We start from the raw sequence: 26,153 nt of genomic DNA, 5'->3' as shown, positions 1-26,153 counted from the left end.
AGGGTGGTGCAAGCGTCTGTTTGCTTGCCCACCGTGTGTTCCGAGTTATTCCGCTGCCCTGCATCCAGGGAGAAGACTGTTGTTTGGGTAACCGTCTACCGCCTCAACAGCCTCGCTCTTCCGTCATCCCCGCGCAGACCGGGATCCATTGAAGAGGGGCGGGTAATGAACTCCAACGTGCGGTCCCATCTGACCATCATTCCTCAATATTTTCCCTTGACACCACCCCTCGTCAAAGTATAAAGACGCATATGTTCACGTAATGAACGACTGCCCTCAACTCATGCCCCACAACAACCCAAGTGAGCGACGAAATCACCTACAAGGTCATCCCGCAGATCGAACAAAATCCCGAGATCACGCAGCGTGCCTTGTCCCGGGAACTTGGGATGTAGTTGGGTAAGGTCAACTATTGCCTGCGGGCCCTGGTCGACAAGGGGTGGGGCAAGGTCAACAATTTCTGGAACAGCTCAAACAAAATGGCCTACCGCTACCTGCTTACCCCGTAAGGCCTTCAGGAAAAGGCGGTGGAGGCAACGCCTTCCTTTATCGAAAGCTGGCCAAATACGAAACCCTGCGGCAGGAAATTGAGCAACTGCGTCGCGAGGTTGATGGGGATGGAAGGTGATGTAGTTTCGAATGAGAAAGGTGTATCCCTCAATTCAGCGAACGCCTCAACATACCACAGTAATCAATAGAACGATGGATTCCGAACTCAAACGTCAAGGCCTGATTGAATATCGTGGAAGAAAAAAAACAGGCGTGTATTATGGAGTGAAGTAGGTGAGGCACGAACCCGAGAAAATACATTCTGTATTAATCTTGATAGCTTCGTAAAAAGTCAGCTCTCCAGGAGCTGCGCATCGTGAATTCAGTAGGTTACGAAGCTCGAATCGTCGTTCTCGGGGCTTTTTACGAGAACGACAATCTTGGAAGGATGTAATGCGATATCGGCGTGCAAGGTTTGAGAGGGGGGGCTTCGTCCGAGACGAAGGAGAGTATGCCGGACATGTAGATTACATACATTTAAATCCGGTGAAACAAGGCCATGAGGAAATTGTGGTCTGACCCCATTTAACGCAGGAAGGCGGGCGTTTCAAGGGAGAAGGGGCTTGGCATACAGTTTTGGGAAAACTCGGTTTTTTGCAAGGAAATAAACCCGCACGCGCAGCAATTTTGCTCTTTGGCAAGGATGTGCCACCGTATGCGGTGTATATAGGCCGTTTCAAAACCCCCACGACCATCATTGATGATCGAATGATTCGCGGTACGCTCTTTGAGGTGGTCGAAGAGTCCATGCGCTTCATTCTCTCCCATGTGAAGGTTGCCTTTGAAATCTCCGGTGAGGCCGAACGGCTGGAGATTTTTGAATATCCTCTGCCCGCACTTCGCGAGCTGCTCCTCAATACAATTGTGCACAGGGATTATACCAGCCCCGTCGACACCCAGATTAAGATATTTGACAATGCCATATCTTTTTTTAACCCCGGCAAGTTGTTCGGTGACCTGACAATCGAGAAGTTGCAACGCGACGATTATCAATCACGCGCCCGCAACAAGCTGATTGCCGAAGCTTTCTACCTCACACGGGACATAGAAAAATATGGGAGTGGTTTTATCCGAGTTCGAGATGAAATCACCAACTACCCAACCATGGAATTTTCTTACCAGGAAAGTGGGGATGGGTTTCTGGTCTGGTTAAAATATCAGCAGCAGAAAATTTCATCCTCCAATACCCGTGAGGGAATAACTGAGGGAATAACTGAGGGTGTAGGATTGTTACTGAAGGAAATTAGGCTGACACCGGGAAGGCGTATCCCTCATCTCACCCAACATCTCAACAGACCACAAAAAACAATAGAACGATGGATTGCCGAACTCAAACGCCAAGGCCTGATTGAATATCGTGGAAGTAAAAAAACGGGCGGGTATTATGGAGTGGAGTAGGCGAGGCACGAACCCAAGAAAATACATGTAAGCGATTACGGGGCACCTCTATGCAGTTCCCTGGATATCGAAGGCCATAGTCGCTTTATTAGAGAGCGAGTTGTTTCTCGAGGAGATCTGGCCGATTGGCATCTGCTCAAAAAGTTGTACGGCAAAGAAAAAATCAGAGAGGAAGGAGTGCGGATGTGGTCTCTGGATCGGAAGACCGTCAGCTTTCTGAACGTCTATTTCGTGAGAGCAAAAAAGGATGTCAGGTGCTGCAGTTAAAAACCTCTATCATGACTTGGTTGGTCGAGAAGAAACAGTGTGATCCCTCGGGTAGGGTGGTCAAGCGTCTGTTTGCTTGCCCACCGTTCGACACCGAACTCCATACCCCTCAAGGTCTCCAGGAAAAGGCGGTGGTGGTGGCGGCCTTCCTCAATCGAAAGCTGGCCGAACACGAAAACCTGCGGCAGGAAATCGAGCAACTGCGCCGCGAGGTTGAAGGGAATGGCAGGTGACCAATGAGCCAACTCCAAGCCATCCAGAGGAACAAACAGGCTATTCTCAATATTGCTCACGCCCATGGTTTGCTCAATGTTCGAATATTTGGCTCGGTGGCCCGTGGTGAGGATACGCCCAACAGTGATATTGACTTTCTTGTTGATCTCGAAACCGGATGCTCGTTGCTTGATATAGGGGGAGCGCTCATTCAACTTGAGCAACTTTTGGAACGCAAAGTTGATATTGTTACGGAACGTGGGCTCCATTGGTATTTGAGGGAGAAAATTTTGAACGAGGCCCAGTCATTATGAAAGATGACCGACTCTGCCTAATGCTCAAATAGCTGGATTAAGGAATGTTTTAGTCCATGATTACCTCGGTATTGATTTGGAGACGGTATGGGCAGTTCTTGTCGACAAGCTATTGGAGTTGAAAATTGTAGCCGGGGGGATGAGAAGTCACGTCGGGCGAGGCACGACCCCTGAGGGGTAATTGCCTCCGACCGTCTGACCGCGACGCTGGTATCCACGAAAACGATAAAAACCGCCATGGCGAAAGAGAATGATGCTGTTGGGGTTCGTTCCTCACCCCAACCTACCTGCTCACCCACTCAAGGCCTCCAGGAAAAGGCGGTGGTGGCAACGGCCTTCCTCAATCGCAAGCTGGCCGAATACGAAACCCTGCGGCAGGAAATCGAGCAGCTGCGCCGTGAGGTTGAAGGGAATGAAAGGTGACGTAGGTTGGGATGAGCACGCCTCCCAACAGACACATGGTGCATAAGCTTGGAAGGATGCAATGCGATACCGGGGTGCAAGGGGTGCGGGAGGCACTTCATCCGAGACGAAGGAGAGTATACCGGGCATGTGGATTACATCCATTTTAATTCGGTGAAATAGGGCTATGAGGGAATTGAGGTCTGACCCCAATTCCCCCTTCTGAAAATACAGACACATTATGGAAGCATGCACTTTTGAGACATAATGAAGGTGAACTAAATCGAATGGCACAGCTAGTCAAGCCATTTCTCTTCAACTAGTCTCTGGTCGTCATGTTCCGCTGGCGAGATGACCTGATGGATTTCTTAAATGAGAAAATTGGGGTCTGACACCTTTTTCCCTCGAAAATTCGATGCCCTAAAAAAGAGGGCTATATATTATGACCAACTCTCGCACTACAGTTCGGAACCACTTCGATACCTCGCATCTGCTCGAAGATCTCAAGGGGAGAACGGTACGGGGCGGAGTGGCTACCTTTGGTGCTCAGGTCGCAAGTTTTATCCTCAACCTTGGATCCACGGTTATTTTAGCGCGGATGCTGACTCCGGCAGACTTTGGCCTGGTTGCCATGGTGACGGCGGTAACTGGGTTCGTTGCCATGTTCAAGGACGCCGGACTGTCGATGGCTACCGTCCAGCAGGATGTCGTTACTCATGAGCAAGTCAGCACGCTCTTTTGGATAAACGTATTATTGAGCGTCCTGGTTATGCTGGTGGTGGCTGCATTGGCCCCGGTTGTCGCCTGGTTTTATCACGAACCACGTCTCGCTCTGATTACTCTGGCTATATCCAGTGTTTTTATATTTGATGGTCTAACTGTACAACACCAGGCACTTCTGTGTCGGCAGATGCGGTTTGGTGCCTTGGCGTTGATCCAGATAATTTCTCGAGCCGGGGCTCTAACTGTGGCAGTTGTCCTAGCCTTTATGGGGGCTGGGTATTGGGCCCTGATCGCACAATTGGCTGCGCAGCAGATTCTTTTTGCCATCTTTTGCTGGCTGAATTGCCGCTGGTTTCCCGGGCGACCTCGGCGTGGGGTTGGGACCCGGTCAATGTTGAAATTTGGCGGCTATCTCACAGGTTTCAGCTTTGTAAATTATTTTGCCCGTAATGCGGATAATACGTTGATTGGCTATGCGTGGGGCGGTAGCGCTCTTGGCCTCTATGCCAAGGCATACAGTCTGCTGCTGCTGCCGCTGTCGCAGATCAATGCCCCCATTGCCGCCACCGCAGCGCCAGCGCTGAGCCGGTTGCAAGATAACCCAGAACAATTTCGCTTGTTTTTCGTAAAAATATTGAGCGTTATTACCTTCGTGACCTTTCCGCTCGTTGCGTGGATGATCGTCTGCCGGCGTGAAATCATTTTGATCTTTCTCGGCCCGCAGTGGGAAGGTGCCATACCTATCTTTACCGCTCTCGCGGTCTCTGCTTTTGTCCAGCCCATTGGAAATATTTCGGGGCTCCTTTACACCACACTCGGTCGAACGAAGCGAATGTTTCAATGGGGGCTCATGGCCTGTCCGTGGCTAGTATTTTCATTTTTTGTCGGATTGCCCTATGGAGCTCTTGGTGTCGCATTGTCCTACTCCATCGCCACGGTATTAATGATCTACCCGTTGGTTCGTTTTTCCACATCTGGGACTTGTATAGAACTCCATCATTTTTTTGATGGTATTAAGTATCCCATGTATTCTACTCTTGCGATGACGGCGATAGGGACACTGGTCCACTACCTCTTTTCCTGGGGAGGGGTATGGTTCACGTTTACATTTTCTTCCCTTTCGATGTTTCTGTCTTATTTTCTCATGTCGTATAGGATTAATACAGATTTGATACACTATGCAAAACAACTTGTTTTAAAAAAAGTTTAATAAAAATTAAATTCCAAAAATTTTAATAAGAGAATGCCGCATGGCGAATAATGATATAACTAAACTTCAAGCGGAAAAACACGAGATTGTCTAGGACAGAGGATTTTCTTCGGCTGAGGAAATTGTACTTTATTTGATGCACAAATCGGATTACGTAAAGGCTCAAAAAATTGTGAAGGGTAAGGATGTCCTTGATCTCGGTTGTAATAGCGGATATGGGACGAACCTCCTGAGTCAATCCTGTAACAGGATTGTAGGTGTAGACGTATCCCCCATGGCTCTTGAGGTCGGCAATGCGAGATATCTGAGAGGAAATTTGTCATTCAAATTAGTTGATGGTGTTTCTCTGCCCTTTGGGGATCAATCTTTTGATGTGGTTACCAGTTTTCAGGTTGTTGAGCACCTGCCAGAGTATTCTGCCTATTTTAACGAAATTCGTCGGGTTCTTAAGCCCGATGGACTATTATTATTAACCACTCCTAATGGGGCTATCCGTGTCAATCCCGGGGAAAAGCCCTGGAATCGGTTTCACGTACATGAGTTCCGTGCTGTTGAATTGGAAGAACTTCTGCATGGTTATTTTCCACACGTTCAAGTTTTCGGTCAATTCGCTTCCGAGAGAGCTTATTCGATTGAGTTTAACCGATGCGTTGCTGCCAGAGATAATATTTATGTTACGAATAGTACAAATTTCAAAAGCCAGATTAAAAAAATTCTTCCAGGTTCAGTGGCGGATTTTTTTCGGACCATCCGAGCTACTTCCCAAAGTAAGAGAGCAGGTCTTGTAAGCGACAAATTTATGGCGCAATTTTCGATCGACGATTTTTCCTATGGAACATCCTCGCTGAATGAGTCGTTGAGCTTGATTGCTTGTTGTGCTCCTTCAACCGAGGTGCTCGCGGATTGCACGAAAATATTCTGTTCGGGGAAATAACTTGGTGAGTCGACAAGAATGGCTTAAAAACTCAATTTTCTATCGACCACTCCTGCGGATATTTCTTCCGCTGCGTCGCCTTTACTGGTATTTAGGGTATCTGACGATCGAATATTCCTACCGTTTTCTGTCTGCTTTTGGTCGTCATGCAGGGGTTACTGACGTAAAGCGAGACCCCGAACTCATTGTAAGTCTGACCACCATCCCTGAACGGATTGGTAAGGTTCACCTGTGCATTGAAAGCCTTTTACGGCAAAATCTTCAGCCAGACCACATCATCTTGTGGCTCAGCGAAAGCGAAAATCCAAATCGTCCCAAGCTAGAGAAGGCGAGCCTTCCCTTGTCCTTGGTTCGTTTGCAGCGCCGTGGTCTCGATATCCGGTGGTGCCGGGATATTCGGTCCTTCAGAAAAATCGTTCCTACTTTGCATGTGTACCCGGATGCTCTTATCGTCACTGCCGATGATGATATTTTCTATCCTCGCGGATGGTTACGCGGCCTGTACGATGCTTATCGATTGGAGCCTCAGTATGTGCATTGCCATCGTGCTCATTTGATCACATACGACTCTTCAGGGAATGTACTACCATATCGCCAGTGGAACTTTCTGGCGCCGGGGTATCAAGGTCCGTCTATGCATCTGTTTCCTACAAGCGGTGGTGGCGTATTGTATGCGCCTGGCCATCTGCATCCTGAAGTGTTGAATGAAAATGTATTTTTAAAACTTTGTCCCAAGGCCGATGATGTGTGGCTCAAGGAGATGTCTCTGCTGGCTGGCGTACAGTGCAAAAAAGTGGCTGAAGCAACGTTCCGGATTTGGGAAATCAAAATTAAGAACAATCGGACGTTGTCTTCTTTTAATTTCATGGAAGAGGGGAATGATCCGCAGATTAAAGCTGTCGCTGAGTGGAGCAAAATGTATGTATCTAAAAGAGGTTATTAAGAATATTCCTGTCGTCGGGCCTGTCGCTCGTAGCATTTACCGTACCTGGATCAACCCGCCAAAGCCTTTTCAAGGTTCAGAAAATTATTGGAAAAACAGGTACGAGGGGGGGGGGGACTCAGGGGATGGTTCCTATAACCAGCTTGCCGAGTTCAAAGCCGAAATATTGAACACATTTGTTTTCGAGAATGGGGTTACATCAGTTATCGAGTATGGGTGTGGGGATGGCAATCAACTTGGTTTGGCGCTTTACCCAAAATATATTGGATTTGATGTAAGCCCAAAAGCAACGTCCATGTGTTCTAGAAGGTTTATAGATGATGAAACAAAAAACTTTAAACTTATGGAAGAGTACAGCGGTGAAACCGCCGAGGTGACTTTATCTTTAGACGTTATTTATCACCTAGTTGAAGATAGCATCTTTGCAGACTACATGAACAGGTTGTTCGATTCTTCCGAAAGGTTTGTAGTCATATACTCCTCAAACAGTGATGAAAATCCAGATGACACGGCAGCGCCGCACGTAAGACATCGTAATTTCACTAAATGGATAACAGATAACACGACAGAGTGGAAACTTTTGAAATATATTCCCAACAAGTACCCATTCAATGGTAATACTAAGAAAGGATCATTTGCCGATTTTTATATCTATTCAAAGGTCTAGGATGCTGTCGCATTATTCAACTCTTTGTACTAAATATGTTGATAACAATAGGAATGACGAACAACTCCGTGCGTTTTTGAAGAAGTATGGTTCATCGCACTTTATCAAAAAGGTATTAAATTGATGGCTATTGGTGAATCGATGAAAAAGGTCGCGATAGGTCATCCCACAATGGGATATGGCGGATCAGAAGCTCGTGCAATGTGGCTGCTTCAAACGTTGAAAGACAAATTCAATGTAACGCTTGTCACAACTCGGAATGTAAATCTGAATGACCTCAACCAGTTTTATGGAACATCAGTAGGTGTCGATGAAGTAAGCATAAGAATTATCCCTGTGCCTTTTTTTATGAAAAACAGTTCAGGGATTGCGGCCCTGCGTGGCGCCTTTTACTCCCGGTTTACCAAGCGGATTGGCCGGGAGTATGACCTTTGCATCTCCAGTTATAACCTGGCGGACTGGGGCGTTCCCGCGCTTCATTTTATTGCCGATTTTGTCTGGGATCGGGAACTTGCAAATCAGTTTGATCCCATGCCGGAAAAGGGAGCCAAGTATATCCATAAAGCAAATCTTCTTCGAAAGATATACCTCGCGGTATGTGGGGGCGTGGGGGGGCCTTTGCGATCACAAAAAACATTCTTTGACGGTTCGGAAACAATCATATCCAACTCATTGTGGTCCGCGGGAATTATCAAAGACAAATATGGGTATGTTTGCGATGGCAATGTCTATCCTGCCGTGCAATCGGAGTTCAGGGGGGTGCCGCGGGGAGAGAAAACGTTCAGTTTTGTCTCTATTGGTCGTGTTGCGCAAGAAAAACGGATCGAGCAGCAGATTGAGATTTTGGAAAAAGTGCGTGAATTGGGTCACGTTCTACAGTTTCACTTAATTGGCGGTGTTGGGAATGACCCTTATGGCAGGTTCATCCGTTCCCTTTGCGAGGGGAAAGAGTGGATCACGCTGCACGGACGAAAAAGTGGCGCGGACAAGGATGCCCTGCTGACCGAGTCAAAGTTTGCTATTCATACCCGTCCGCATGAAGCCTTCGGCATCACCGTCGCCGAAATGCTCCAGGCAGGATGCATCCCATTTATTCCTGATTCCGGCGGGCAGACCGAAATCGTCCCTTTGAAAGAACTCCAGTTTGCTTCGGTTGATGACGCCGTACATAAAATTGTTGCGGTCCTGCGGGATGAGAATCTACAACAGAGGATACTTCACGGGCTGGCGCCTCAGAAGAGTAAGTTTTCAACCGAGCAATTTTGTGGACAGATCCGGCAGATCGTGGATGATTGGTTTCGAGCAAGCGGCCAATTGGATGGAGATATTTCAGTGCAATGAATGCTTCAATATAGATTCTGGTTTGTCGTGGCGATTGGACATGGCGCGCGCTGGCTGCTCTAGCTGTTTTGCTGGGGCATGTTCGTAACGATTATTTCGTGGCCTACGGAGATCTGCTTCCCGTGTTTAGGAATGCCCTCAATTTTCTTGGCTTTGTTCTGATGCGATTCGGGCATGAGGCTGTCATGGTTTTCTTCGTGTTGAGTGGATTCCTGGTGGGCGGCAATGTCTTGAAATCCTGAGCAAAGGGGTCGTTTCAGCGAGTATTTCAGCAGACGCATAACAAGTATGTATGTGGCTCTGATTCCAGCATTGTTAGTAGGGGGGGCTTGATCTTTGGCCGTGGGAGCTGACATGCACCCCTCATCCGAATCTCTGACCTGGTAGGCGTTTGCTGGAAACTTACTGTTTTTGTAAACGATTGCTGGTCCACCATTTGGAAGTAATCCTCCACTCTGGAGCTTGGCCAATGAATTTTGGTATTATCTGTTGTGGCCGGTGGTGTTGCTGTTTTTTTCAAAAGGAGTTTTGAAAAAGCTGTTGGTAATATCATTGCTGCTGATTACAACGATCACCGTGCCGAAAATCATGAGCCTTTTTCCTCTTGGATATTTGGGGCAATGTTGCGGGCGGTCCCTGAGTTCAAAGTCCCGAAGTTCTTTTTACCCTTGACGCTTGTTGTATTCGGTGTGGCGGTAATCTACGGGTCTTGGGCGAAGAACATTTACGGTGAATATGCGACCGGGGTTCTCTTCGGTGGAATAATTCTTTGCTGGAGGTCGATGTCGTTGCCAAACTGGCCGACGGCAAGTGCCTTCTGGAAATGCTTGGCGGCTTTTTCCTTTAGTTTGTATGCAATCCATTATCCAGTCATGAAGGTATTGATCGAACTGTTGAACAGACATGCCGGTCTTGGGGCACGCAATGCAACAGCGGGAATAGCTGATTGGTTGAAGTTCGGAACGATTTCCGGAGTATTGTTGTTGATTGGTTTTTTGTTTTATTTTTGTTTTGAGCGCAATACTCAGTTTGTCAGAGGTGCCCTGGAGCGTTATAGGAAGAAATGCTTTTCGCTACAAAAAATAGAGTGTATTGGAAAAATCGAATAAAATTGTAATTATCTTTATACAATCTTTGTTGAGCTTATTTTTGTCCAATAATTATGAAGTTAGCAATTATAACCCCCACCAAAGACCGTCCCCAAGATATCCGTAAAATGCTGCACAGCTTTATGGCGCAGACACGGCGGCCGGATCAGGTCATCGTTGTCGATGCCAGTGGTGAGCCGGTATCGGCTGTGGTGGACGAGTTTCCAGCATTGAAGATCGAGTACAAACGCTGGACGGATAAGCCGTCCGCCGCCGGACAGCGCAACGGGGGGGAGGCGCTGTTGCGTGACGATATCGACCTGGTCTGCTTCTTCGATGACGATCAGGTGTTACATCGGGATGCCGTTGAAAAAATGATGGCCTTTTGGGCGAACCAAAGTACGATGACGCAAGGGGGTGAAAATTTAGATGTGGCCCCTTTGACCTCTACGGCCCCGCCGCTCGGTGCGGCTACATTTTACAACACCGATAATGAGCATGATGACCGTCCATCGGCCTTTAAAAAATCATGGTTGAGTCAAAAACTTGGGCTGTATACGAGTCGTCCGGGTGGGGTGGCTCCATCGGGTTGGCAAAATCTGTATGGCCCTATGACTGAAAATGCAAATGTAGAGTGGATGGGGAGTGGGGCAGCCGTGGTTCGTCGCGACGTTTTGGCGGAATTTCCGTTCGATGATTTTTTTGACGGCTACAGCTATCTGGAGGATCTGGAATTTTCCTATTCCATCAGCCGGAAATATCGGATGACGGTGGTGACGGAGGCGAAATTTGATCATTTTCATTCTTCCGCCGGGCGGGGATCGGCGGTGCATTTTGGCAGGATCGAGGTCCGTAACCGGCTTTATATTGTGAAAAAGCACGGGCTTTCCATGGCGTCTTTCCGCTTGGCCATGTGTATCCGCTTTTGCATGAGCATTGCTTCCGGACAGTTCGAGCGGGCAAAAGGCAATATCGACGCCTTTTTTTGAAATACGAATGCGAACCCTAAAATATTGCCACGCTTTATGAGAGACGGTCTCGTAAAAAAATATGGCCGACAAAAATGGATTTTTGGAAGCAGCACATAGCGTATGGAGAATAGTCGAAAAATGAGAATTCTCGCGATCGCGTATGCCTGTAATCCGTACCGCGGGTCCGAGCACGGAGTTGGCTGGGGTTGGGTCAAGATGATTGCCGAGGTCCATGAGGTTCATGTGATTGTGGCTGAATTTGAGCGGGTGGACATTGAGCGGTGGCTTGCCGATAATCCCTGCTACCGTGAACGAATGACCTTTTATTTTCCCCATAACAGACCATGGCATTATCAGAAAAAATCTTCACTATGGAATTGGATTGAACATTCGCCTTTTAAGCTGATCATGAACTGGGCCTACCGCTTGTGGCAGGGTAACGCCTTTTCTCTGGCAAATAAGCTTCACGGATCCAATAATTATGATTTATGTCATTTAATTACCTATGTGGGATTTCGTTTCCCCGGTCGCTTTTACCAACTGAGTTGCCCCTTTGTTTGGGGGCCTGTCGGTGGCCTGGAGAATACCCCCAAACATTTCTTGCCGCTCTTGGGAATGTATGGTGCTATTTACTATTCGTTCCGCAATTTGATCAACACCTGGGATAAAAAGTACCTGGAACATCCCCAAAAGGCGTTTGCAAAGGCTGCTGCCACTAACTCAATAATCGCAGCGACCACAGGTATCCGACAGGAAATAGAAAAATGGTATGGGGTGGAGAGCAGAGTTGTCTGTGAAATCGGTCCACCACCTTTCGAGCGAATGGTAGCGGTCAATGAGCGTTTGGATCATGACCCCTTGCAACTATGTTGGAGTGGTGAACATCTTCCCGGAAAGGCGTTACCGCTGTTGCTACGGGCTTTGGCCCGTTTGCCGGAGAATATGCGCTGGTTTTTACATGTGCTTGGTGAGGGACCTTGTTCCAGTTTTTGGAAAAAACTGGCAAACTCCCTTGGCCTTCAAGCCCGTTGTGTTTTCCACGGTTTAGTTCCTCGTGAGCAGGCATTGGAGGTGATGGCTTCATCTCATGTTTTTGTGATTACGAGTTTGAAAGATCTGACATCGTCTGTTTTACTTGAAGCGATGACCCTCGGCAAACCTGTGATCGCGCCCGACCATTGTGGGTTTTCAGACGTCATTACCAGAGAATGTGGAGTAAAAATTCCCATTACAGATATTGGTTGTTTTGTTGAAGGGCTGCGCCGGGCAATCGAGCGAATGTGGGATGAACCTCTTCGACAACAATTGGGGGAGGGGGCATCGCGGAGAATTTGTCAATATAGCTGGGAGAATAAAGTCTGTGCTCTCAATGAGATTTACGAAGGATGTTGTTCAGGGGAATGATAATTTCTAACCAATTCATTAAGTTGTTAAAGCCCTATGGACTTCCCATATTTTTATGGACCCTCGCTTGGGCGAATCTCAATTCCGGATACTGGAATCTGCGGGACATATCCACTCCAGTCGAAATGGCGAATGCCTTCCGGGCGTTTATGCCCTACATCCTCCCGCTTATCGGGCTGCTGTTTTGGAGAAGGGCAAGGCCGCTACTACACTACTTCAATCCGGCGGCCTGGCTGAGCGGATACGGTCTGCTGGCCCTGCTGGCCTCAGGATTCTCGCTCGATTTCGAGGCCTCGCTTTATTTTGGGCTGGCCTTTCTGATGAACCTGCTGATCCCCTGCACGTTCTTTTCTCATCGGGGGGCGCGGGTTGCTCGGCCGGAAGTGGTCCTGCTGGTTGCCACCTGGCTGATTTTGGCTCTTTTTGATGTGCTGATTTATGTTTATCTGCGGGATCAGTTGACTGAAGGCTACGGTATTGCCGGTCAAATTCAGAATATGACTCGTTCTTCTGGGCTGGCGCGTTGGTTCGGAGTTGCCGGGCTGCTGTGCTTTACGCTGATCTGGCAGGGGAACGGACAGATCCGCTGGGTGTTTGCGTTACCCCTGGCGTTTTGTGCCTGGATTGTCTGGACGATGCAGTCCCGCGGCGGCATATTTGGTTTTTTTGCGGGCATGGCGCTGCTGCTCATTTTTTCACGTTCCTCGTGGCGGGCGTATGCCCTGGTTTTTCTGGTGTTCCTCGGTCTTGTCGGTGCCGGGAAGTCGGAATTTGTCATGGACAAGGTTAAAGAGCAGGTCCTACGGGGGCAGACGGTAGAGCAGTTCCAGTCCATGACGGGACGCACGCGGGCCTACGCACATGGCTGGGAGCAGATCCTGGAGCATCCGCTTATCGGCCGGGGCAACTGGGCCGACCGCATGACTATCGGTGAGCATGTCCATAATTCGGAGCTGCAGGCGCTGATGAACGCGGGCTTTCTAGGCTTTATTCCCTATATGATATCGTGGTTTGTGGGCTGGTGGCTTTTTTATAAGCTCTATCGGTGGCGCAAATATATGGAGCCTTTGGATGCGCAACTCTTTATGCAGGCGGGGGCGGTCATGTGTTTCTTTACCGTCCGCTCTATCCCTGAAACGACCACTGCCAGTTTTTCGGTGGATTCCATGTTGATGGTGCCGGTCTATATCTATCTCTTCGTCCTTTTTCAGCGGATGAAGGCGCTAATGCGGCAAAAGAGAAATATTGCGCGGCGTGTGCCGGTCTGAATCACCTCTTTAATCGAGCTCTAAAATGAACAACATTGATTTGCATACGGCGCGACAGACGCGTATCGCCAAGATTCTGGGCTCAGAGGTCAACATGGTTGATTTAGAGTACACGGTCGACTGGCTGCAGGCTTGTATTGCTGAGCCAAAGTCGGAAGGGGCGCGCCAGCTGATTGTCACCGGCTTTCACGGGTTAAATCAGGCCTCGCGTGACCCTCGGTATTTCCGGATCGGCGCAGAGTGCGATTTATGGGTGCCAGACAGTATTGCCCCGGTGATCATCGCCCGCTATCGGGGTATGCAAAATGTGGTTCGAACCCCAGGTGCGGAAATTATGTCCGCGTTTTTCAAGCGCGCCGATACAGAGAACCTGCGGAGTTACTTTTATGGTGATACGGAGGCAACTCTGGCCGCTTTGCAGGATAACCTTGAACGTAAATATCCGGGGCACCAAATTGTCGGGACTTTCTCGCCACCGTTTCGCGCATTGAGTGTTGAGGAAGAACAAGCGCATATCGACATGATCAATGCCGCTGCGCCAGATGTGCTTTGGGTCGGGCTTGGATTACCCAAGCAGGATGAATGGATTTACCGCTGCAAGGACCGGCTGCAGGTGCCCGTTGCAGCCGGTGTGGGCGCCGCTTTTGGTTTTTTGGCCGGAACCGTGCAACGTGCGCCAAGCTGGTTGTGCCGGTTGGGGCTCGAGTGGGCCTATATGGTGCTGCGTAAGCCCAAGCGTACAGGGAAACGGGTGGTGGTGGATGGAGGCGAGTTTCTCGCGAACCTCTTTCTCGAAGAGATGCATCGGTTACGCAAGGGGGCTCTGTAATTATTTGTCGTTCATGGGAGCTTTTTTTTAAATTTAATACACAAAGAGTATTGCAAGGAGGATGTATGCCAAGCGCGTTAGTCTGCGGTGCCGGTGGATTTATCGGTACACGCATGGTTGAAAAGTTGAAAGAGCAAGGGTTTTGGGTACGTGGGGTTGATCTCAAGTATCCTGAATTTTCCGATACAGTGGCGGATGATTTCGTTATTGGTGATCTGCGTGAACAGATTATATGTCGGCAGGTCGTAGACCGAAAGTTCGATGAAGTGTATCAGTTTGCTGCAGATATGGGGGGCGCAGGGTTTGTGTTTGTCGGAGACAACGATGCCGACATCATGCATAATTCGGGCAGTATCAACCTGAACGTGTTGGATGCCTGCGCTAAGCGGAATGTGAAACGGATTTTTTATTCATCTTCAGCCTGTATCTATCCTCTGTACAATCAACTCGATCCGGACAATCCCAATTGCGCAGAAGACAGCGCGTATCCGGCGAACCCGGACAGCGATTACGGATGGGAAAAATTGTTCAGTGAACGGCTCTATCTTGCCTACCATCGCAACTATGGCATGGAAGTCCGTATTGCCCGCTATCATAATATTTTTGGTCCGTTTGGCTCCTGGAATGATGGTCGTGAGAAATCTCCGGCAGCCATGTGTCGCAAGATCGCTATGGCTAAAGACGGCGGCGAAATGGAGATTTGGGGCGATGGCAAGCAGACGCGTTCTTTCCTTTATGTGGATGAGTGTGTCGAGGGGACCCAGATATTGACCCGGTCGAATTGGACCGGTCCGGTGAATATCGGTTCCGATGAGATGGTGAGCATTGATCAGTTGGCCGACATCGTCATGGATATTGCCGGGAAAAAACTGACCAAGGTCCATATTGAAGGCCCGCTTGGTGTACGGGGGAGAAATTCCGATAACAGGTTGATCGAAAAAGAACTCGGTTGGCGTCCAAGTAAAAGCTTACGTGAAGGTCTTGAAAAAACCTATGCGTGGATTGAGGAGCAGGTGAGGAAAAGTGCGCTATAAGATGCGCCGGAATAGAGGTTGATCGCTGCTGCCGAACTGAAGCTGGCGATGTTTGCCGTGCCCTATCTCCATCGGTGCGTGATCGTGCGCACCGATGGAGAGTTTTTTTTTGAATGGTTCTTTCCTGATTCCCGACTGTGCAGGAATGACGGGTAATCAAGTTGCCTTGTTCCACGGGGCTTGGTGAAGATGCGGGTTAGGGGGCCTTTGCGGAAGATTGGACAGTGGGTATTTAGGGAAAAGTGAGGTGTAAGGAGCATTTTGAGAGATTATGAAAAATTCGGTAACATCTCTGACCCTCAAAAATTTCACAGTTTTTCAAAACGAGCAATTTGAATTTTCCCCTCACCTCAATGTCGTTATCGGTGAGAACGGAACCGGTAAATCGCATCTGCTCAAGCTTGTCTACACGCTGTTGGCGGTGAGCAACGAGGCTGGCAAGACGGTGGCGGTGCCCGGTAAAGGTACGTGGCAAACAGAGATCGCAGGCAAACTGACGCGGGTGTTTCGACCGGACGCACTGGGGCGGCTGGTGCGGAGGCGACAAGGCCGGGAAAAATGTGAAATTGGCTTTCTTTTGCCAGACCAACGTTAAACCTGGCTATTTCCTTTGCCTCTCGAACATGTCATGGGGGGGAAAGTGGTTCTTGAACAGAACGGTCGTTTTTATTTGACCATGTCCGGGCGGGCACCATGGAGATGCCCCTGGTGGCCGAGGGCTTGCGCAAACTTGCCATGCTCAGTCGGCTGATCGCAACCGGATCGCTCTTGGACTCCGGGTATCTGTTCTGGGACGAGCCCCGATTCCAACCTGAATCCAAAATTGATCAAAAAAGTGGCGGTTTCGATTTTGGAACTGTGCCGCAACGGAATCCAGGTATTCATTGCGACGCACAGCCTGTTTCTGCTTCGGGAGCTGGATATTTTGCTGCAGAACCAGGACAGAAAAAAATCAAAAGCCGGTTTTTCAGTCTCTCGCCGCAGAAGGATGCCACCAGCGTGGAACAGGGGTGCACCTTAGCCGATATCTCCACCATTGTCTCTCTAGACGAGGAGTTGGCTCAGTCCGAACGTTTCCTGGAGCAGACATGACCAATATTCAGGAGGAGGGTGGCCTGGTTTTTCAGTTTCCAGCTGGATGGGAGGTGAGCAAGTATGACCAGTGGACCTATTATAGAAGACATTTTCAAAAAGTTTGTGCTTCCAAAGCGGTAGATATTCTCGGCCTTGCGCCGGGGCATGGTGGGACTCTGTGGATGATTGAAATCAAGGACTACCGGCGGGAGCGCAGAACAAAATCCATCCCCATTGCCGATGAAGTGGTCCAGAAAGTGCGAGATACCTTGGCCGGGATATTTGCTGCAGGAAAAATGGCATCTTTGGACGAAGAGCGGTGTTTTGCCCGGAAGTGTTGCCAGATCCGCCAGGTGCGAGTGGTCCTGCATCTTGAACAACCTGCACAGACAGCGAAGCTCTTTCCCAGAGCATTTGACCCTGCCAATGTGCAGTTAAAGTTGAGAACAGTGCTCAAGGCAATCGATCCGCATTCGCGAGTTGTTGATCATCGGCAGCTGCCGGATAGCCTGGGGGTGGCAGGTGGCGTTAGTGTAACCATTCTCCAACAGCCCATTTTTAGTCCGATCAGGCCTCATCGCATAGCCAGCAGCGACAAAGCCTGCTTGAACGAATCTGGAGCACTGGATGAACGGTTAAGCGCTGATTGCCACCATTGTGTTTGATGAGAGCTATCTGGCATGTCCCCGGATTTTCGCTCTCACGCGGTGGGCAAGCAAACAGACGCTTGCGCCACCCTACCCCCGGGATCACGTATGTGCGCGTATTCCCGCCTGCTCCTCAAACTCCGGAAAAATGGGGTCAGTTTTTCATTGCTTCTCGAAGTGCACTGTTGATCATCGTTTGATAACCGGTTCCTGTGGCTGCTGCTTTTTCCCGGAAGAATTCAAGAATAACTGGCGTCAAGCATGTTGGGGTTCCTTCGTCACCACCAACCAACCCTTCCGGGAAGCGAGGTAGGTTGAGTGAAGTCGGACTGGGAGGCTAGCCGGTCCTCATGTGTGCCCCTCAGATGAAATTGAACGGTATTTGGATGATTTTTTCCGTGAGCAGTTCCACCTTCCTCCCCCTGTTGATCAGAATGCCATAAGGCGCACCGGTGTCGGCCATAAAGCCTGCGAGACCCCGTAAAGAGGCCCGCTTTACCTGAGCGTTGAGCTTGATCTCAACGGGAACTAGCCCGAAGGAGCCTTCTATCACCAGGTCGACCTCTGATTTGTCAATGGTTCTATAATATGCGTAGTCAAGCTGGGTGGCCATGGTTGCCTGGAGTCCCCGGATTATTTCCTCAATGACAAAGCTCTCAAAAGAAAAGCCAGCGACCGGGTGAAGCTGTAGCCTGTCCGAGTCAGTGATTTTGAGAAAGTAATGCAGCAGCCCCTGATCTCGAAAAAAACCTTTTTTTGCCTTTTGTACCTTTTTTAGTGGATTCTTTGTGTACGGAGGCAGGTTCCTCCACAGAAACGTCTGGTGGATAATGTCCAGATAATCCTTAACCGTGGAAACGCTTACTAACCATGCTCTGCTTCGGTGGCAGCACCGGTTGCAACGCAAGAAAGTCTTTCGGACCGGCTGCGCCATCGATGATTATCTCATAGATGGTCGGCAGCGGTTTCTCATGCAGTTCATTTTGTTTGAACGGCCAGAGCTCGACGGTAGCAATTCGACCGGCCAGGCTTTCGGTTATTCCTTTGACGATTTCCGGTGAGCTTGAACCTGTCAGTAGAAACCTGCCTTTTCGTTTTCTGTCGGCATCAACGACTCCCCTGAGCACCTTGAACAGGTCCGGGAACTGTTGGGCCTCATTAATGATTACCTGGTTTGTGGTCAGGCTAAAAAAGGCACCAGGGGCGTCGTTGATAAGCTGATAGTCATCCGGACTTTCAAGGTCATAGTATTTCCAGTCGTCTCGTAATCTGCTTACCAGGGTCGATTTTCCGCACTGTCTCGGTCCGATGATGGTCACAACCGGGAACATATCGAGCAGCTGATTGATTTTTTCTTCAAGAACTCGTTTTTTATCCATGGTATTTACAGCCTACTCATAAAATACATGGGTGTCAATGGCGTCGGGGAGAATGCACTGGCTCCCCGCCTACGCGAGGATGACGGCACCAACAAAGATACTTGCAAAGCTCGCAATCTGGATCCGCACCTGCGTGAGGATAACATCACGGGAGGTCTTCTGGCCCTACATATAATTCCCGTCTTCAGTCGACCTGCCTTGTCGTCTGATTAATTTTTTCCAATGCCTTGAGAATAGACCGCCGCAGGTGTTCGATACGGTTGAGGGTGTAGAGGCTGATCGGTGCCTCGGCCTGATTTTTGAGCATAACCAGGGCGCCGAAATTTCGTCCCTTTTCATTATAGAGATCCATCTCCACCCGAAAGAGGCGACGGTGAAGCTGCTCCATGGTGTGTTGCGGATTGTGCCATACCCAGACCGGCTGGACCTGGCGGTGGGTTACAGAGGCATAGAGCGGTGTTTGCTGTCGTTGGTCCTCCGCACATGCCCCTGATTCCCTTCCCGCTAGACCATCTTCAGAGTACCTTGGTGTAAGATAGAGTGCGCAAACAGAAATATCGAGATAGTTCACGGCAGCTTGCAGATGGTGAAAAAGCCCATCGAGGCTGTCGGCGGTACCTATTTTCAGCTGCAGGTTAAAAAATGTACGACGCGACCGGCTCAAGCCGAGGCCGTCGCCAACCTCCATGATCCAGGGAAGAACCGCCTTGGCGTCGTATCCGCGGAAATACCCGAGTCGGATAAGACCGTAGAGGAAGGTACACCCAAGGAGAAAGAGCAGAAAAAGAGCTCTTTCATCCCTGAATTTGAGCAGAGCCAGCGAACAGATGCTGATAAAGAGGGTAATGCCATAGAGCACGAGTACCGCCCGTCGATGCGAGAGACCAGTACTGAGCAGCATATGATGGAAGTGGCGATTGTCGGCCTTGAAAATGGCCTGCCCACGGATAAATCGACGAATGATGGCCATGGAAACATCGATAACCGGCAGGGCCACGGCCAGCATGGGCACGAGGATGGTCATGGTCGTGGGATTCGGCATGGCCGCGAGAATGCTGGTCGTCCCCAGGACATAGCCAAGGAAGTAACTGCCGCCGTCCCCCATGAAGATGGAAGCTGGATGATAATTATAGCGGAGGAAGCCGAAAAGGCAGCCGGCAATGACAACCATATATTCGATCCCGCGCTCGTAATTATGGAGGAAGCAGACGTAGGCAAGAATGGCGGCCGCGATTAGGCCGACTCCACCAGCCAGGCCGTCGAGTCCGTCGATGAGATTGAAGGCGTTGATGACAAGAACGACCCAGAAAAGCGTGACCAGCGGCGACAACCACCCAAGGTCGACCTGAAACAGGGCGTAAAACCCTATGGATTCTATGCGGATACCGCCGAGGTACGCCAACCCGGCTGAAACAAGCTGCATCACCAGTTTCTGCCAGGGGGTGAGACGGTGCATATCATCGGCAAGACCGACAGCAAAGGCCACGACCGATCCCAGGACGAGCAGAATTCTGCGCAGATTAACCAGCGGAAAGTCCCCTGTATCGGCAAAGAGCATGGCCGCAAGGATCAAGGTCACATAGAAGCTGATAAAGATCGCCACTCCGCCGATGCGTGGTATCGGCTTGGTGTGCACCTTGCGCCCGTTCGGTATGTCGACAATCCCTAGGGAGGCCGCTATGCGGCTAAACAAGGGGACCATGACCAGGGTCAGGCACAAACTGCAACCGAACAAGAAAAGGAAGGACAAAATGGTCGGATGCATACTCAGGAGTTCTCTGAAATCTGGGGTCATTGGTCAAAGGAGTAATGGAGAGACTGCACTCGGGGCGAATTGGTGTCGGTCAGGAGAAAGTCGATAGGGCCCTGTCCCCGGCGTCGGCTGCCGTCGGGGAATTGCATCATCACCAGGAACCGTCCTGCAACGTGCAGTCGGCCGTGAGAATGCTCCCAGCGCAACGGTGAGACAGAGAACTGCAAAGTCTTCACGGCCGCGAACAGGTCTCCGTATGAGGCAAGGACCTCGTCGAGTGCTTTCCCGTTCTCTGTAGCGTTGGCCGCGAAAAAGTGGGAAAAGGCCGGAAGGTTTTTCTTTTGATAGGCGCTGACGTAGTTTCGCAGAAAGGTGTCGATGCGCTGCTGGGGCGGGAGCTTGGTGATTACCGGGCGGGGCTGCTGTGCTCCCTGGCCAATTTGCTTTCTTTTCGCTACCGGTTTGTTGTGCGGGTGTGGTTTGGGCCTGTTTCCCGCCAACTTTGTTTTGATATGGCTCGATCCTGTCTTGATGCGTTTAGGAGAAACAATGGGATTGGGGCGAGGTGGTTCCACAGGATGAAATGGTTCGGGAGGTGCCATCTGCGCGACCTGGGGATGCTGTTCTCTCTCAGCATGAGGGATTTCCTGCGTCGGGGCTTCCGGTTTGGCGGCAGGTACCGGCTCATGCATCGTTAAGGAGGGGGCCTCCTCCTCAACAGAAGATAAACTCGTTTCCGGTGGGGCCGGCACTTCCTCCGGCGATTTAGATACATCGCTGGAGGAAGGAGGTGGAGTTAGGTCAATCTGGACAACAGATATATAGGCCGGCTGCGACGGTGGTTGCAGGACCGTCTCGGGAAGGTCTGTCGGCATGTCATGACTTGCGTTAGGTTGTTCAGGCGAAATTGTGGTGTTCGTGGTCGTAGCGTGTTCAGCATCCTTCGCGCTCTGCTGAACGGGCGGTACAAAAGCCATCCCCTTATTTTGCAGGCGGTACAGCATAACGTGGTTGTTATAGACCCTGGCGATCACAACGCTGACCAGGATGAGCATCAACGAAAAAATAGTTACCCAGGTTATCTGCCGCCGCTTCTGTGACCGCAGGGCATCACCCGAAAGCGAGAAGGGATGTCCACGCCAAACGCGACTTTCCCTCCGCAGCGCTGGAGACTGATTCCGCTTCTTTGTATCGTCTGTATGTACAAGGGTGTGGTAGGCCTGCGTTATACGAATAAAGGCATCAGTATTGCTGTTGCTCGTATCCGAAATGTCGGGATGGAATTTAAGACATAACTGTCGGTAACGCCGTTTGATTTCCTTTTTATCAGCGCCTGGATGTAGCCCCAGCACGGTGAACAATTCCTCCTGCTCCTGTTCCTGCCCGGGCTGAAACACCTCGAGGATTGTCTTGATCTCGGCCAGAAAATATGCCTCGTGCACCTTTGTGGCCTTGCATTGTTTCCGCAGCCAGATAGTCACGCCGGGGTCAGCCGCCGCTGTCTGCTGAAGGAGCAGGTGACAGGCTTCAAGCATGCCGCTGGTCTCGGCGATGAGAATCAGCAATCCTTCGGTGGATACCTTGGCGGCAAACCGCCGCATCAACTGAACAATATGCTCTTTTTCCTGCCGGTTCATCTGGTTGCTTCCACCAATGGGGCGATGGAAATCTTCGACGGCACGATTTCCAGATCAGCCAGCCGGAATTCGCCGCCAAGCAGGTTGTCGATCCTGTGGCTCGGTGTGCGACGAACCCGCACCATTATGGCCTGACAGCTTTCAGGAACAGTGAACGGCAGCGTGAATTCCTGCCATGGCTGGGAAGACGCAATCATTTCTCCGGGTACCGGCTGGGCCTGACACTGGTAGCCGATAATCTCAAGAAAAGGGCGTTGATCAGTGGTCAGTTCCTTGCTCTGCCATTGCCCTTTCAGGAGGTAACGGTGACCGCCTGCAAGGGGAACGATTTGTGCTGCATGGCTGAAAGAGAGGTTTTCTTCATGCAGAAAGCGGATGGAGAGGGAAGGGTGTGGCCGCTCGAGGTTTGCCTTTTCGATACGCCAGCTACTGCCTTTGGCTGTCCTGATCTGCCAACCAAAAGCAGTTTGCAGCGGTTTTTTATTAAACATACCATTATAAAAAAGTGCTTTCGAGTTGAAGCTCTGCCGCCAGATTGTTGCAGCCAGGTCGAGGCGTTTTTCCCGCATCAGCAGCTGAATGAAGGAAAGAATCTCTTTCGAGCTGAGAGCGGCCTCCACCTTTGGGTAATCGTTCCAGAAGGCGATGGCCATATCGGTGTTTTCAGTGCGCAAGGCATAACGAAAGAGCACCGGAAGATTGCCATCTCCCAGGATACGCTCGAGCTCCTTTGGATCCGGCCACAGGGTAAAAGCCATCCGCAGCGCCCTGTTCTTATCCTGACCTTCTCCCTCGGCGATGAGATAGGTTAAATCGCGCTGCAGAATATCCGTGCGTTGCATCTGGTAGGCAACTAATATTTTATCCCAGCGGTACCGCTTTATGTTCTGGGTGTAACGATCGACAAGATTCATCACACCATCAGCGGTCTTCCGCTTGCCGGTATCGTTATAGAGTTCCGCAAGACCGAGCCAGGCAGGGATAAATACGGGGGCGATGTCCAGGGCCTGCCGATATAGTGCTGTAGCACCTGTTAAATCACCGCCGAACAGGTAGCGCTGCCGGGCGTGCCAGGACAGCATCCCTGGGTTCCGAGAGTAAGTCACCTCCGGATGGTTCACCTCCTGGTTGCCGTATGCTCGCTGGAGTTGCAGGGCCATGCGTACATGCGCCCAAGCAAGCAGCATCAATAGCAGCAGGCCAAACAACCTGGGAATGCGCTCTCGGATCGAATGCATACGAGGATTAGCCTTTGCTCTTCTTGCCGTATTCGTAGTTATACGCGTAGTACTGATAGTTGCCGTAGGTGCTCAACCGTTTTTTCCTGCCTGCTTTGTTGATGATGGCACCCAGTATCCGACCACCTATATTATTGAGGGCGTTCCTGAACAGTTTGACCCCCTCTCGTGGCGTGTTCTCCTCCGTGGTCACGAGAATCACGCCGTCAACCATGTTGGCGAGGACCAGAATTTCTGCGAACCCCTGATAGGGGGGGCCATCGAGGATAACCCGATCATAGTCGCGCGACACTTCCTCAATGAGTTGGCGCATACGTTTCGAAGACAGCATTTCGGCTGGGTTTGGCGGCAGCGGGCCAGAACTGATAAAATCCAGGTTCGCAAAGGATGTCTGCTGAATGCCTTCATACAGCGGCACCTGCCCGGAAAGAATACTTGAAACCCCAACGCCTTTGTCGCCATCACTCAACACTCCATGCATACTCGGTTTGCGCAGGTCAACATCGATGAGCAGGCAGCGTTCATCTTCCGCTAGATAGGAAAGCGCTGTGTTGACAGAAAGTGAACTCTTACCGGCCCCCGGAAGAATACTAGTCAAAAGCAGGGTTTTCGGAGGGTGGTCTGCGACCGACAGCCGCACCGAGGTCATGGTGGTCCGAAAGGCCTCAGCGACAGGAGATCGAGGATCCTCATAAAATTTCAGCGCCATGGTTTTGGGGTTATCCAGCCCTTCCTTATCGTAGGGAATGACTCCGAGCACCGGGATACGATACCGGTCTGTCAGTTCATCCGCGTCCTTGATGGTATTGTCGAAATGTTCAAAGAGGAAGGCCACCGCTATACCGCCTACCAGACCGAGCATAATGCCGAGTAACAGGTTTTTGCTCATCTTCGGTTTAAAGGGACGCATCGGGGGGCGGGCCCTATCGATGATCTGGATATTGGTCTGCTCCGCTCCGACCGTGGCCTCAATCTCCTTGGCGCGTTGCAACAGGCTCTGGTAAATGGATTTGTTGGTTTCTACCTGACGCGCGTAGATCTTGTACTGGATGGACTGTTTTTCCAGCTCAAGGGTTTTCTCTTTCTGTTCCGAGGTTTTGTTCTCAAGAAACTGTTCAATTTTCAGGGCGGCGAGATAGTCGTTTTTTATCGACTCAAAGACATTTTTTGTTTCTTTTTTGATGCGGGTCTCAATGTCGTCCATCCTCGCTTTCAGCTGGCGCATCTGCGGATACTCTGGCTTGAAGGTAACAGCCAGGTTTTCATATTCGGATTCGAGCGTGGCCTGCTGGGATTTAAGCTCCTGGATCATCTCATTGCTCATGATTTCGCTCAATTCATCGACATTTGTCTCCTTGTACTGAACGTAACGAGCCTCTTTAGTGATCCGTTCGGCACGGGCCTTGGCTAGGGCATCGTTGAGTTCCTCCATCTGACGGTAGGTTACGTTGGTTTTTGGATCCAGAGAGATCACGCCGATTTTACGGGCGAAATCCTGCAGTGCTATCTCCGAATTTTCCAGTTTGATTTGGGCGGCGTGGATCTGCATCTCAAGAAATCTCGTCGCAGCTTGAGATGCTTTCAAAGTGCCGTCTGTATGCAAATTGATAAATGCATCCATGGCGGCGTTGGTTGCGGAGGCGGCAAAGTTCGGGTCCGGACTGGTGAAGTGGACCTCAATGAGTTCACTTCGCTCAACCGGTATGACCTTTAATCCGCCTTTGATCCGAGCAAGCATCCTGTTTTCCAGAATTTGTTGTTTGGCTTCTTCTGTCAGCACGTTGGTTACTGTTGGAGTATCATCGGGGCGGATAAAACTTTTGAGGGTGCCAAGGAGCGAGCTTGCCTGAGCTTCTCCGGATTTGGCCTTGAACGCAGGATTGAATGTCGGATTGTTGTTCAGGTTCAGTTGTTTGATCACTCTGGAGGCTACTTGATCGCTCTCAAGTATTTTAACCTGGGTTTGCTGGAATCCCAGGCTTCTCATGGCATTATTTTCCAAGGAGTCGAACTTGGTGAGGTTCGTGGATGCGGCAGATACTTTGAGAGATCCGGTAGCCTTGAACAAGGGTGTCGTACTGAAGGTGATAAGTACAGCGGAGAAGAAGCAGATCAGCAACACCGTCATCACAGCCCATTTGTGCCGGAGAAGAACGTCGAACAATTCCCGTAAATTTATTTCGTCCTCGAACTCAGGAACGAGCTCTCGAACCTCGACGCTGGGAAGATGCCGGGCGTTCTTCTGCAGCATAACTTGTTTGTCTCTGTTGGGGCTCTGTTCACTATTATTCATAAAAAGTAGGTAACAAAAGGGGATGAATGAGTTGTGACAATTGTCCTATGAGCAGTAAGGGATTACGGGGCACCGAATCTGCGGTGTTATCGGCGTGCTTACGTACATATGTACGTAAGCACGCCGATGCCGGGCATCTCCGGTATCCCGCAATCCCTTACTGGTCCGATAATTTGGGAACTTTCAGTGCTTCCCAACTGATCGATTACTCTGAGCTTTGTGCAAAATGTATTTGTAAGGGAGGGGCGTCATTCCCGCGCAGGCGTGAATCCAGAACCCTTTGATTTTCCACGGGTTTAATTTCGGAGTATGAATCTTTCCCTCAATATCTCTTGCTTTCTCTGTTTGATCTAATCAGTGATTCCGAGGATACTCCGACCTACCAGTGAAGCCCATAAATTCTGCTATTTTTATAATATCTGATTTTTATAACTGATAATGGGTAGGTAACCAATTACTTTTTGTTTTTTTAAGTGAACCCATGGGCCTGATTGTTCTCAGGATCCGTTACAGCGGGTGAAAGCTGATGACCGCGACCTCGTTTGTGGCTGTCATCCCCGCGCAGGCGGAGATCCAG

25 protein-coding genes and 2 pseudogenes are annotated in these 26,153 nt (G+C 50.1%); 20 read left to right on the top strand and 7 right to left on the bottom strand.

Annotated features, from left to right (window positions below; all coding sequences use genetic code 11):
- Positions 1–302 precede the first annotated feature (302 nt).
- From JWJ90_RS23845 to JWJ90_RS00145, 20 genes and pseudogenes are all read left to right on the top strand, one after another.
- Positions 303–628, top strand: a pseudogene (locus tag JWJ90_RS23845) (MarR family EPS-associated transcriptional regulator).
- A 515-nt stretch (positions 629–1,143) separates the two neighbouring features.
- Entirely contained in the window at positions 1,144–1,947 is an 804-nt protein-coding gene (locus JWJ90_RS00235) for an ATP-binding protein (protein ID WP_205225170.1), read from the top strand.
- Between the two features lie 21 nt (positions 1,948–1,968).
- Entirely contained in the window at positions 1,969–2,214 is a 246-nt protein-coding gene (locus tag JWJ90_RS23840; protein ID WP_420828893.1) for a DUF6922 domain-containing protein, read from the top strand.
- The gene (locus JWJ90_RS00230) at positions 2,133–2,447 is read left to right on the top strand and encodes a helix-turn-helix domain-containing protein (RefSeq protein ID WP_205225169.1); all 315 of its coding nucleotides are present in this window, start codon (positions 2,133–2,135) and stop codon (positions 2,445–2,447) included. The genes JWJ90_RS23840 and JWJ90_RS00230 overlap by 82 nt, the downstream gene beginning before the upstream one ends.
- Before the next feature lie 3 nt (positions 2,448–2,450).
- Positions 2,451–2,741: a nucleotidyltransferase family protein gene (locus JWJ90_RS00225; RefSeq protein WP_205225168.1), complete on the top strand. Its 291-nt coding sequence runs from the start codon at positions 2,451–2,453 to the stop codon at positions 2,739–2,741.
- A gap of 13 nt (positions 2,742–2,754) precedes the next feature.
- Positions 2,755–2,922 carry a HepT-like ribonuclease domain-containing protein gene (locus JWJ90_RS23835; RefSeq protein WP_205225344.1) on the top strand — a complete coding sequence of 56 codons (168 nt, stop codon included), beginning with the start codon at positions 2,755–2,757 and terminating at the stop codon, positions 2,920–2,922.
- A gap of 56 nt (positions 2,923–2,978) precedes the next feature.
- Positions 2,979–3,164 (top strand): helix-turn-helix domain-containing protein, encoded by a 186-nt coding sequence (locus JWJ90_RS00215; RefSeq protein ID WP_205225167.1) that lies wholly within the window; start codon positions 2,979–2,981, stop codon positions 3,162–3,164.
- A 421-nt stretch (positions 3,165–3,585) separates the two neighbouring features.
- Complete coding sequence (locus JWJ90_RS00210) at positions 3,586–5,076, top strand: lipopolysaccharide biosynthesis protein (protein ID WP_205225166.1); 1,491 nt, start codon at positions 3,586–3,588, stop codon at positions 5,074–5,076.
- A gap of 136 nt (positions 5,077–5,212) precedes the next feature.
- Positions 5,213–6,010 (top strand): class I SAM-dependent methyltransferase, encoded by a 798-nt coding sequence (locus JWJ90_RS00205; protein WP_205225165.1) that lies wholly within the window; start codon positions 5,213–5,215, stop codon positions 6,008–6,010.
- A gap of 4 nt (positions 6,011–6,014) precedes the next feature.
- Positions 6,015–6,953 carry a hypothetical protein gene (locus JWJ90_RS00200; protein WP_205225164.1) on the top strand — a complete coding sequence of 313 codons (939 nt, stop codon included), beginning with the start codon at positions 6,015–6,017 and terminating at the stop codon, positions 6,951–6,953.
- Entirely contained in the window at positions 6,931–7,620 is a 690-nt protein-coding gene (locus tag JWJ90_RS00195) for a class I SAM-dependent methyltransferase (protein WP_205225163.1), read from the top strand. The genes JWJ90_RS00200 and JWJ90_RS00195 overlap by 23 nt, the downstream gene beginning before the upstream one ends.
- A 123-nt stretch (positions 7,621–7,743) precedes the next feature.
- On the top strand, positions 7,744–8,961 hold the full coding sequence (locus JWJ90_RS00190; protein ID WP_205225162.1) for a glycosyltransferase family 4 protein: 1,218 nt from the start codon (positions 7,744–7,746) through the stop codon (positions 8,959–8,961).
- Positions 8,962–9,452: 491 nt separating this feature from the next.
- Positions 9,453–10,070: an acyltransferase family protein gene (locus JWJ90_RS00185; RefSeq protein WP_205225161.1), complete on the top strand. Its 618-nt coding sequence runs from the start codon at positions 9,453–9,455 to the stop codon at positions 10,068–10,070.
- 53 nt (positions 10,071–10,123) lie between these two features.
- Complete coding sequence (locus tag JWJ90_RS00180) at positions 10,124–11,038, top strand: glycosyltransferase family 2 protein (protein WP_205225160.1); 915 nt, start codon at positions 10,124–10,126, stop codon at positions 11,036–11,038.
- 297 nt (positions 11,039–11,335) lie between these two features.
- On the top strand, positions 11,336–12,424 hold the full coding sequence (locus tag JWJ90_RS00175) for a glycosyltransferase (protein ID WP_205225159.1): 1,089 nt from the start codon (positions 11,336–11,338) through the stop codon (positions 12,422–12,424).
- 125 nt (positions 12,425–12,549) lie between these two features.
- Positions 12,550–13,692 carry an O-antigen ligase family protein gene (locus JWJ90_RS00170; protein WP_205225158.1) on the top strand — a complete coding sequence of 381 codons (1,143 nt, stop codon included), beginning with the start codon at positions 12,550–12,552 and terminating at the stop codon, positions 13,690–13,692.
- Between the two features lie 25 nt (positions 13,693–13,717).
- On the top strand, positions 13,718–14,521 hold the full coding sequence (locus JWJ90_RS00165) for a WecB/TagA/CpsF family glycosyltransferase (RefSeq protein ID WP_205225157.1): 804 nt from the start codon (positions 13,718–13,720) through the stop codon (positions 14,519–14,521).
- Positions 14,522–14,586: 65 nt separating this feature from the next.
- Entirely contained in the window at positions 14,587–15,555 is a 969-nt protein-coding gene (locus tag JWJ90_RS00160; protein WP_205225156.1) for an NAD-dependent epimerase/dehydratase family protein, read from the top strand.
- 271 nt (positions 15,556–15,826) lie between these two features.
- Positions 15,827–16,647, top strand: a pseudogene (locus JWJ90_RS23830) (AAA family ATPase).
- Positions 16,644–17,294 carry a hypothetical protein gene (locus tag JWJ90_RS00145; RefSeq protein WP_205225153.1) on the top strand — a complete coding sequence of 217 codons (651 nt, stop codon included), beginning with the start codon at positions 16,644–16,646 and terminating at the stop codon, positions 17,292–17,294. The pseudogene JWJ90_RS23830 and the gene JWJ90_RS00145 overlap by 4 nt, the downstream one beginning before the upstream one ends.
- 136 nt (positions 17,295–17,430) lie before the next feature.
- Here the strand turns inward: JWJ90_RS00145 and JWJ90_RS23825 are convergent, their stop codons facing one another.
- From JWJ90_RS23825 to JWJ90_RS00110, 7 genes are all read right to left on the bottom strand, one after another.
- Positions 17,431–17,535, bottom strand: a complete 105-nt coding sequence (locus tag JWJ90_RS23825; RefSeq protein ID WP_205225152.1) for a BrnA antitoxin family protein — start codon at positions 17,533–17,535, stop codon at positions 17,431–17,433.
- A gap of 102 nt (positions 17,536–17,637) precedes the next feature.
- Entirely contained in the window at positions 17,638–18,210 is a 573-nt protein-coding gene (locus JWJ90_RS00135; protein ID WP_205225151.1) for an ATP-binding protein, read from the bottom strand.
- Entirely contained in the window at positions 18,122–18,655 is a 534-nt protein-coding gene (locus JWJ90_RS00130; protein WP_205225150.1) for an ATP-binding protein, read from the bottom strand. The genes JWJ90_RS00135 and JWJ90_RS00130 overlap by 89 nt, the downstream gene beginning before the upstream one ends.
- Positions 18,656–18,839: 184 nt before the next feature.
- Complete coding sequence (locus JWJ90_RS00125) at positions 18,840–20,420, bottom strand: glycosyltransferase family 4 protein (RefSeq protein WP_205225149.1); 1,581 nt, start codon at positions 20,418–20,420, stop codon at positions 18,840–18,842.
- A 26-nt stretch (positions 20,421–20,446) separates the two neighbouring features.
- The gene (locus JWJ90_RS00120; protein WP_205225148.1) at positions 20,447–22,045 is read right to left on the bottom strand and encodes a J domain-containing protein; all 1,599 of its coding nucleotides are present in this window, start codon (positions 22,043–22,045) and stop codon (positions 20,447–20,449) included.
- Complete coding sequence (locus JWJ90_RS00115; protein WP_205225147.1) at positions 22,042–23,283, bottom strand: tetratricopeptide repeat protein; 1,242 nt, start codon at positions 23,281–23,283, stop codon at positions 22,042–22,044. The genes JWJ90_RS00120 and JWJ90_RS00115 overlap by 4 nt, the downstream gene beginning before the upstream one ends.
- Before the next feature lie 7 nt (positions 23,284–23,290).
- Positions 23,291–25,534 carry a GumC family protein gene (locus tag JWJ90_RS00110; RefSeq protein ID WP_205225146.1) on the bottom strand — a complete coding sequence of 748 codons (2,244 nt, stop codon included), beginning with the start codon at positions 25,532–25,534 and terminating at the stop codon, positions 23,291–23,293.
- Between the last annotated feature and the right edge of the window lie 619 nt (positions 25,535–26,153).

The sequence above is a fragment of the Desulfobulbus rhabdoformis genome (genome assembly GCF_016919065.1).
In the GTDB taxonomy this organism is placed as follows: Bacteria; Desulfobacterota; Desulfobulbia; order Desulfobulbales; family Desulfobulbaceae; genus Desulfobulbus; species Desulfobulbus rhabdoformis.
The sequence above is the reverse complement of the archived record's forward strand: the minus strand, read 5'-3'. Positions and strand labels throughout refer to the sequence as shown.

Bases quoted from the DNA above. Each gene is read 5' to 3' on its own strand.
- JWJ90_RS00225 (WP_205225168.1), top strand. From the start codon at position 2,451: ATGAGCCAACTCCAAGCCATCCAGAGGAACAAACAGGCTATTCTCAAT.
- JWJ90_RS00215 (WP_205225167.1), top strand. From the start codon at position 2,979: ATGGCGAAAGAGAATGATGCTGTTGGGGTTCGTTCCTCACCCCAACCT.
- JWJ90_RS00210 (WP_205225166.1), top strand. From the start codon at position 3,586: ATGACCAACTCTCGCACTACAGTTCGGAACCACTTCGATACCTCGCAT.
- JWJ90_RS00205 (WP_205225165.1), top strand. From the start codon at position 5,213: ATGCACAAATCGGATTACGTAAAGGCTCAAAAAATTGTGAAGGGTAAG.
- JWJ90_RS00195 (WP_205225163.1), top strand. From the start codon at position 6,931: ATGTATCTAAAAGAGGTTATTAAGAATATTCCTGTCGTCGGGCCTGTC.
- JWJ90_RS00190 (WP_205225162.1), top strand. From the start codon at position 7,744: ATGGCTATTGGTGAATCGATGAAAAAGGTCGCGATAGGTCATCCCACA.
- JWJ90_RS00180 (WP_205225160.1), top strand. From the start codon at position 10,124: ATGAAGTTAGCAATTATAACCCCCACCAAAGACCGTCCCCAAGATATC.
- JWJ90_RS00175 (WP_205225159.1), top strand. From the start codon at position 11,336: ATGACCTTTTATTTTCCCCATAACAGACCATGGCATTATCAGAAAAAA.
- JWJ90_RS00170 (WP_205225158.1), top strand. From the start codon at position 12,550: ATGGCGAATGCCTTCCGGGCGTTTATGCCCTACATCCTCCCGCTTATC.
- JWJ90_RS00165 (WP_205225157.1), top strand. From the start codon at position 13,718: ATGAACAACATTGATTTGCATACGGCGCGACAGACGCGTATCGCCAAG.
- JWJ90_RS00160 (WP_205225156.1), top strand. From the start codon at position 14,587: ATGCCAAGCGCGTTAGTCTGCGGTGCCGGTGGATTTATCGGTACACGC.
- JWJ90_RS00145 (WP_205225153.1), top strand. From the start codon at position 16,644: ATGACCAATATTCAGGAGGAGGGTGGCCTGGTTTTTCAGTTTCCAGCT.
- JWJ90_RS00135 (WP_205225151.1), bottom strand. From the start codon at position 18,210: ATGGCGCAGCCGGTCCGAAAGACTTTCTTGCGTTGCAACCGGTGCTGC.
- JWJ90_RS00130 (WP_205225150.1), bottom strand. From the start codon at position 18,655: ATGGATAAAAAACGAGTTCTTGAAGAAAAAATCAATCAGCTGCTCGAT.
- JWJ90_RS00125 (WP_205225149.1), bottom strand. From the start codon at position 20,420: ATGCATCCGACCATTTTGTCCTTCCTTTTCTTGTTCGGTTGCAGTTTG.
- JWJ90_RS00120 (WP_205225148.1), bottom strand. From the start codon at position 22,045: ATGAACCGGCAGGAAAAAGAGCATATTGTTCAGTTGATGCGGCGGTTT.
- JWJ90_RS00115 (WP_205225147.1), bottom strand. From the start codon at position 23,283: ATGCATTCGATCCGAGAGCGCATTCCCAGGTTGTTTGGCCTGCTGCTA.
- JWJ90_RS00110 (WP_205225146.1), bottom strand. From the start codon at position 25,534: ATGCTGCAGAAGAACGCCCGGCATCTTCCCAGCGTCGAGGTTCGAGAG.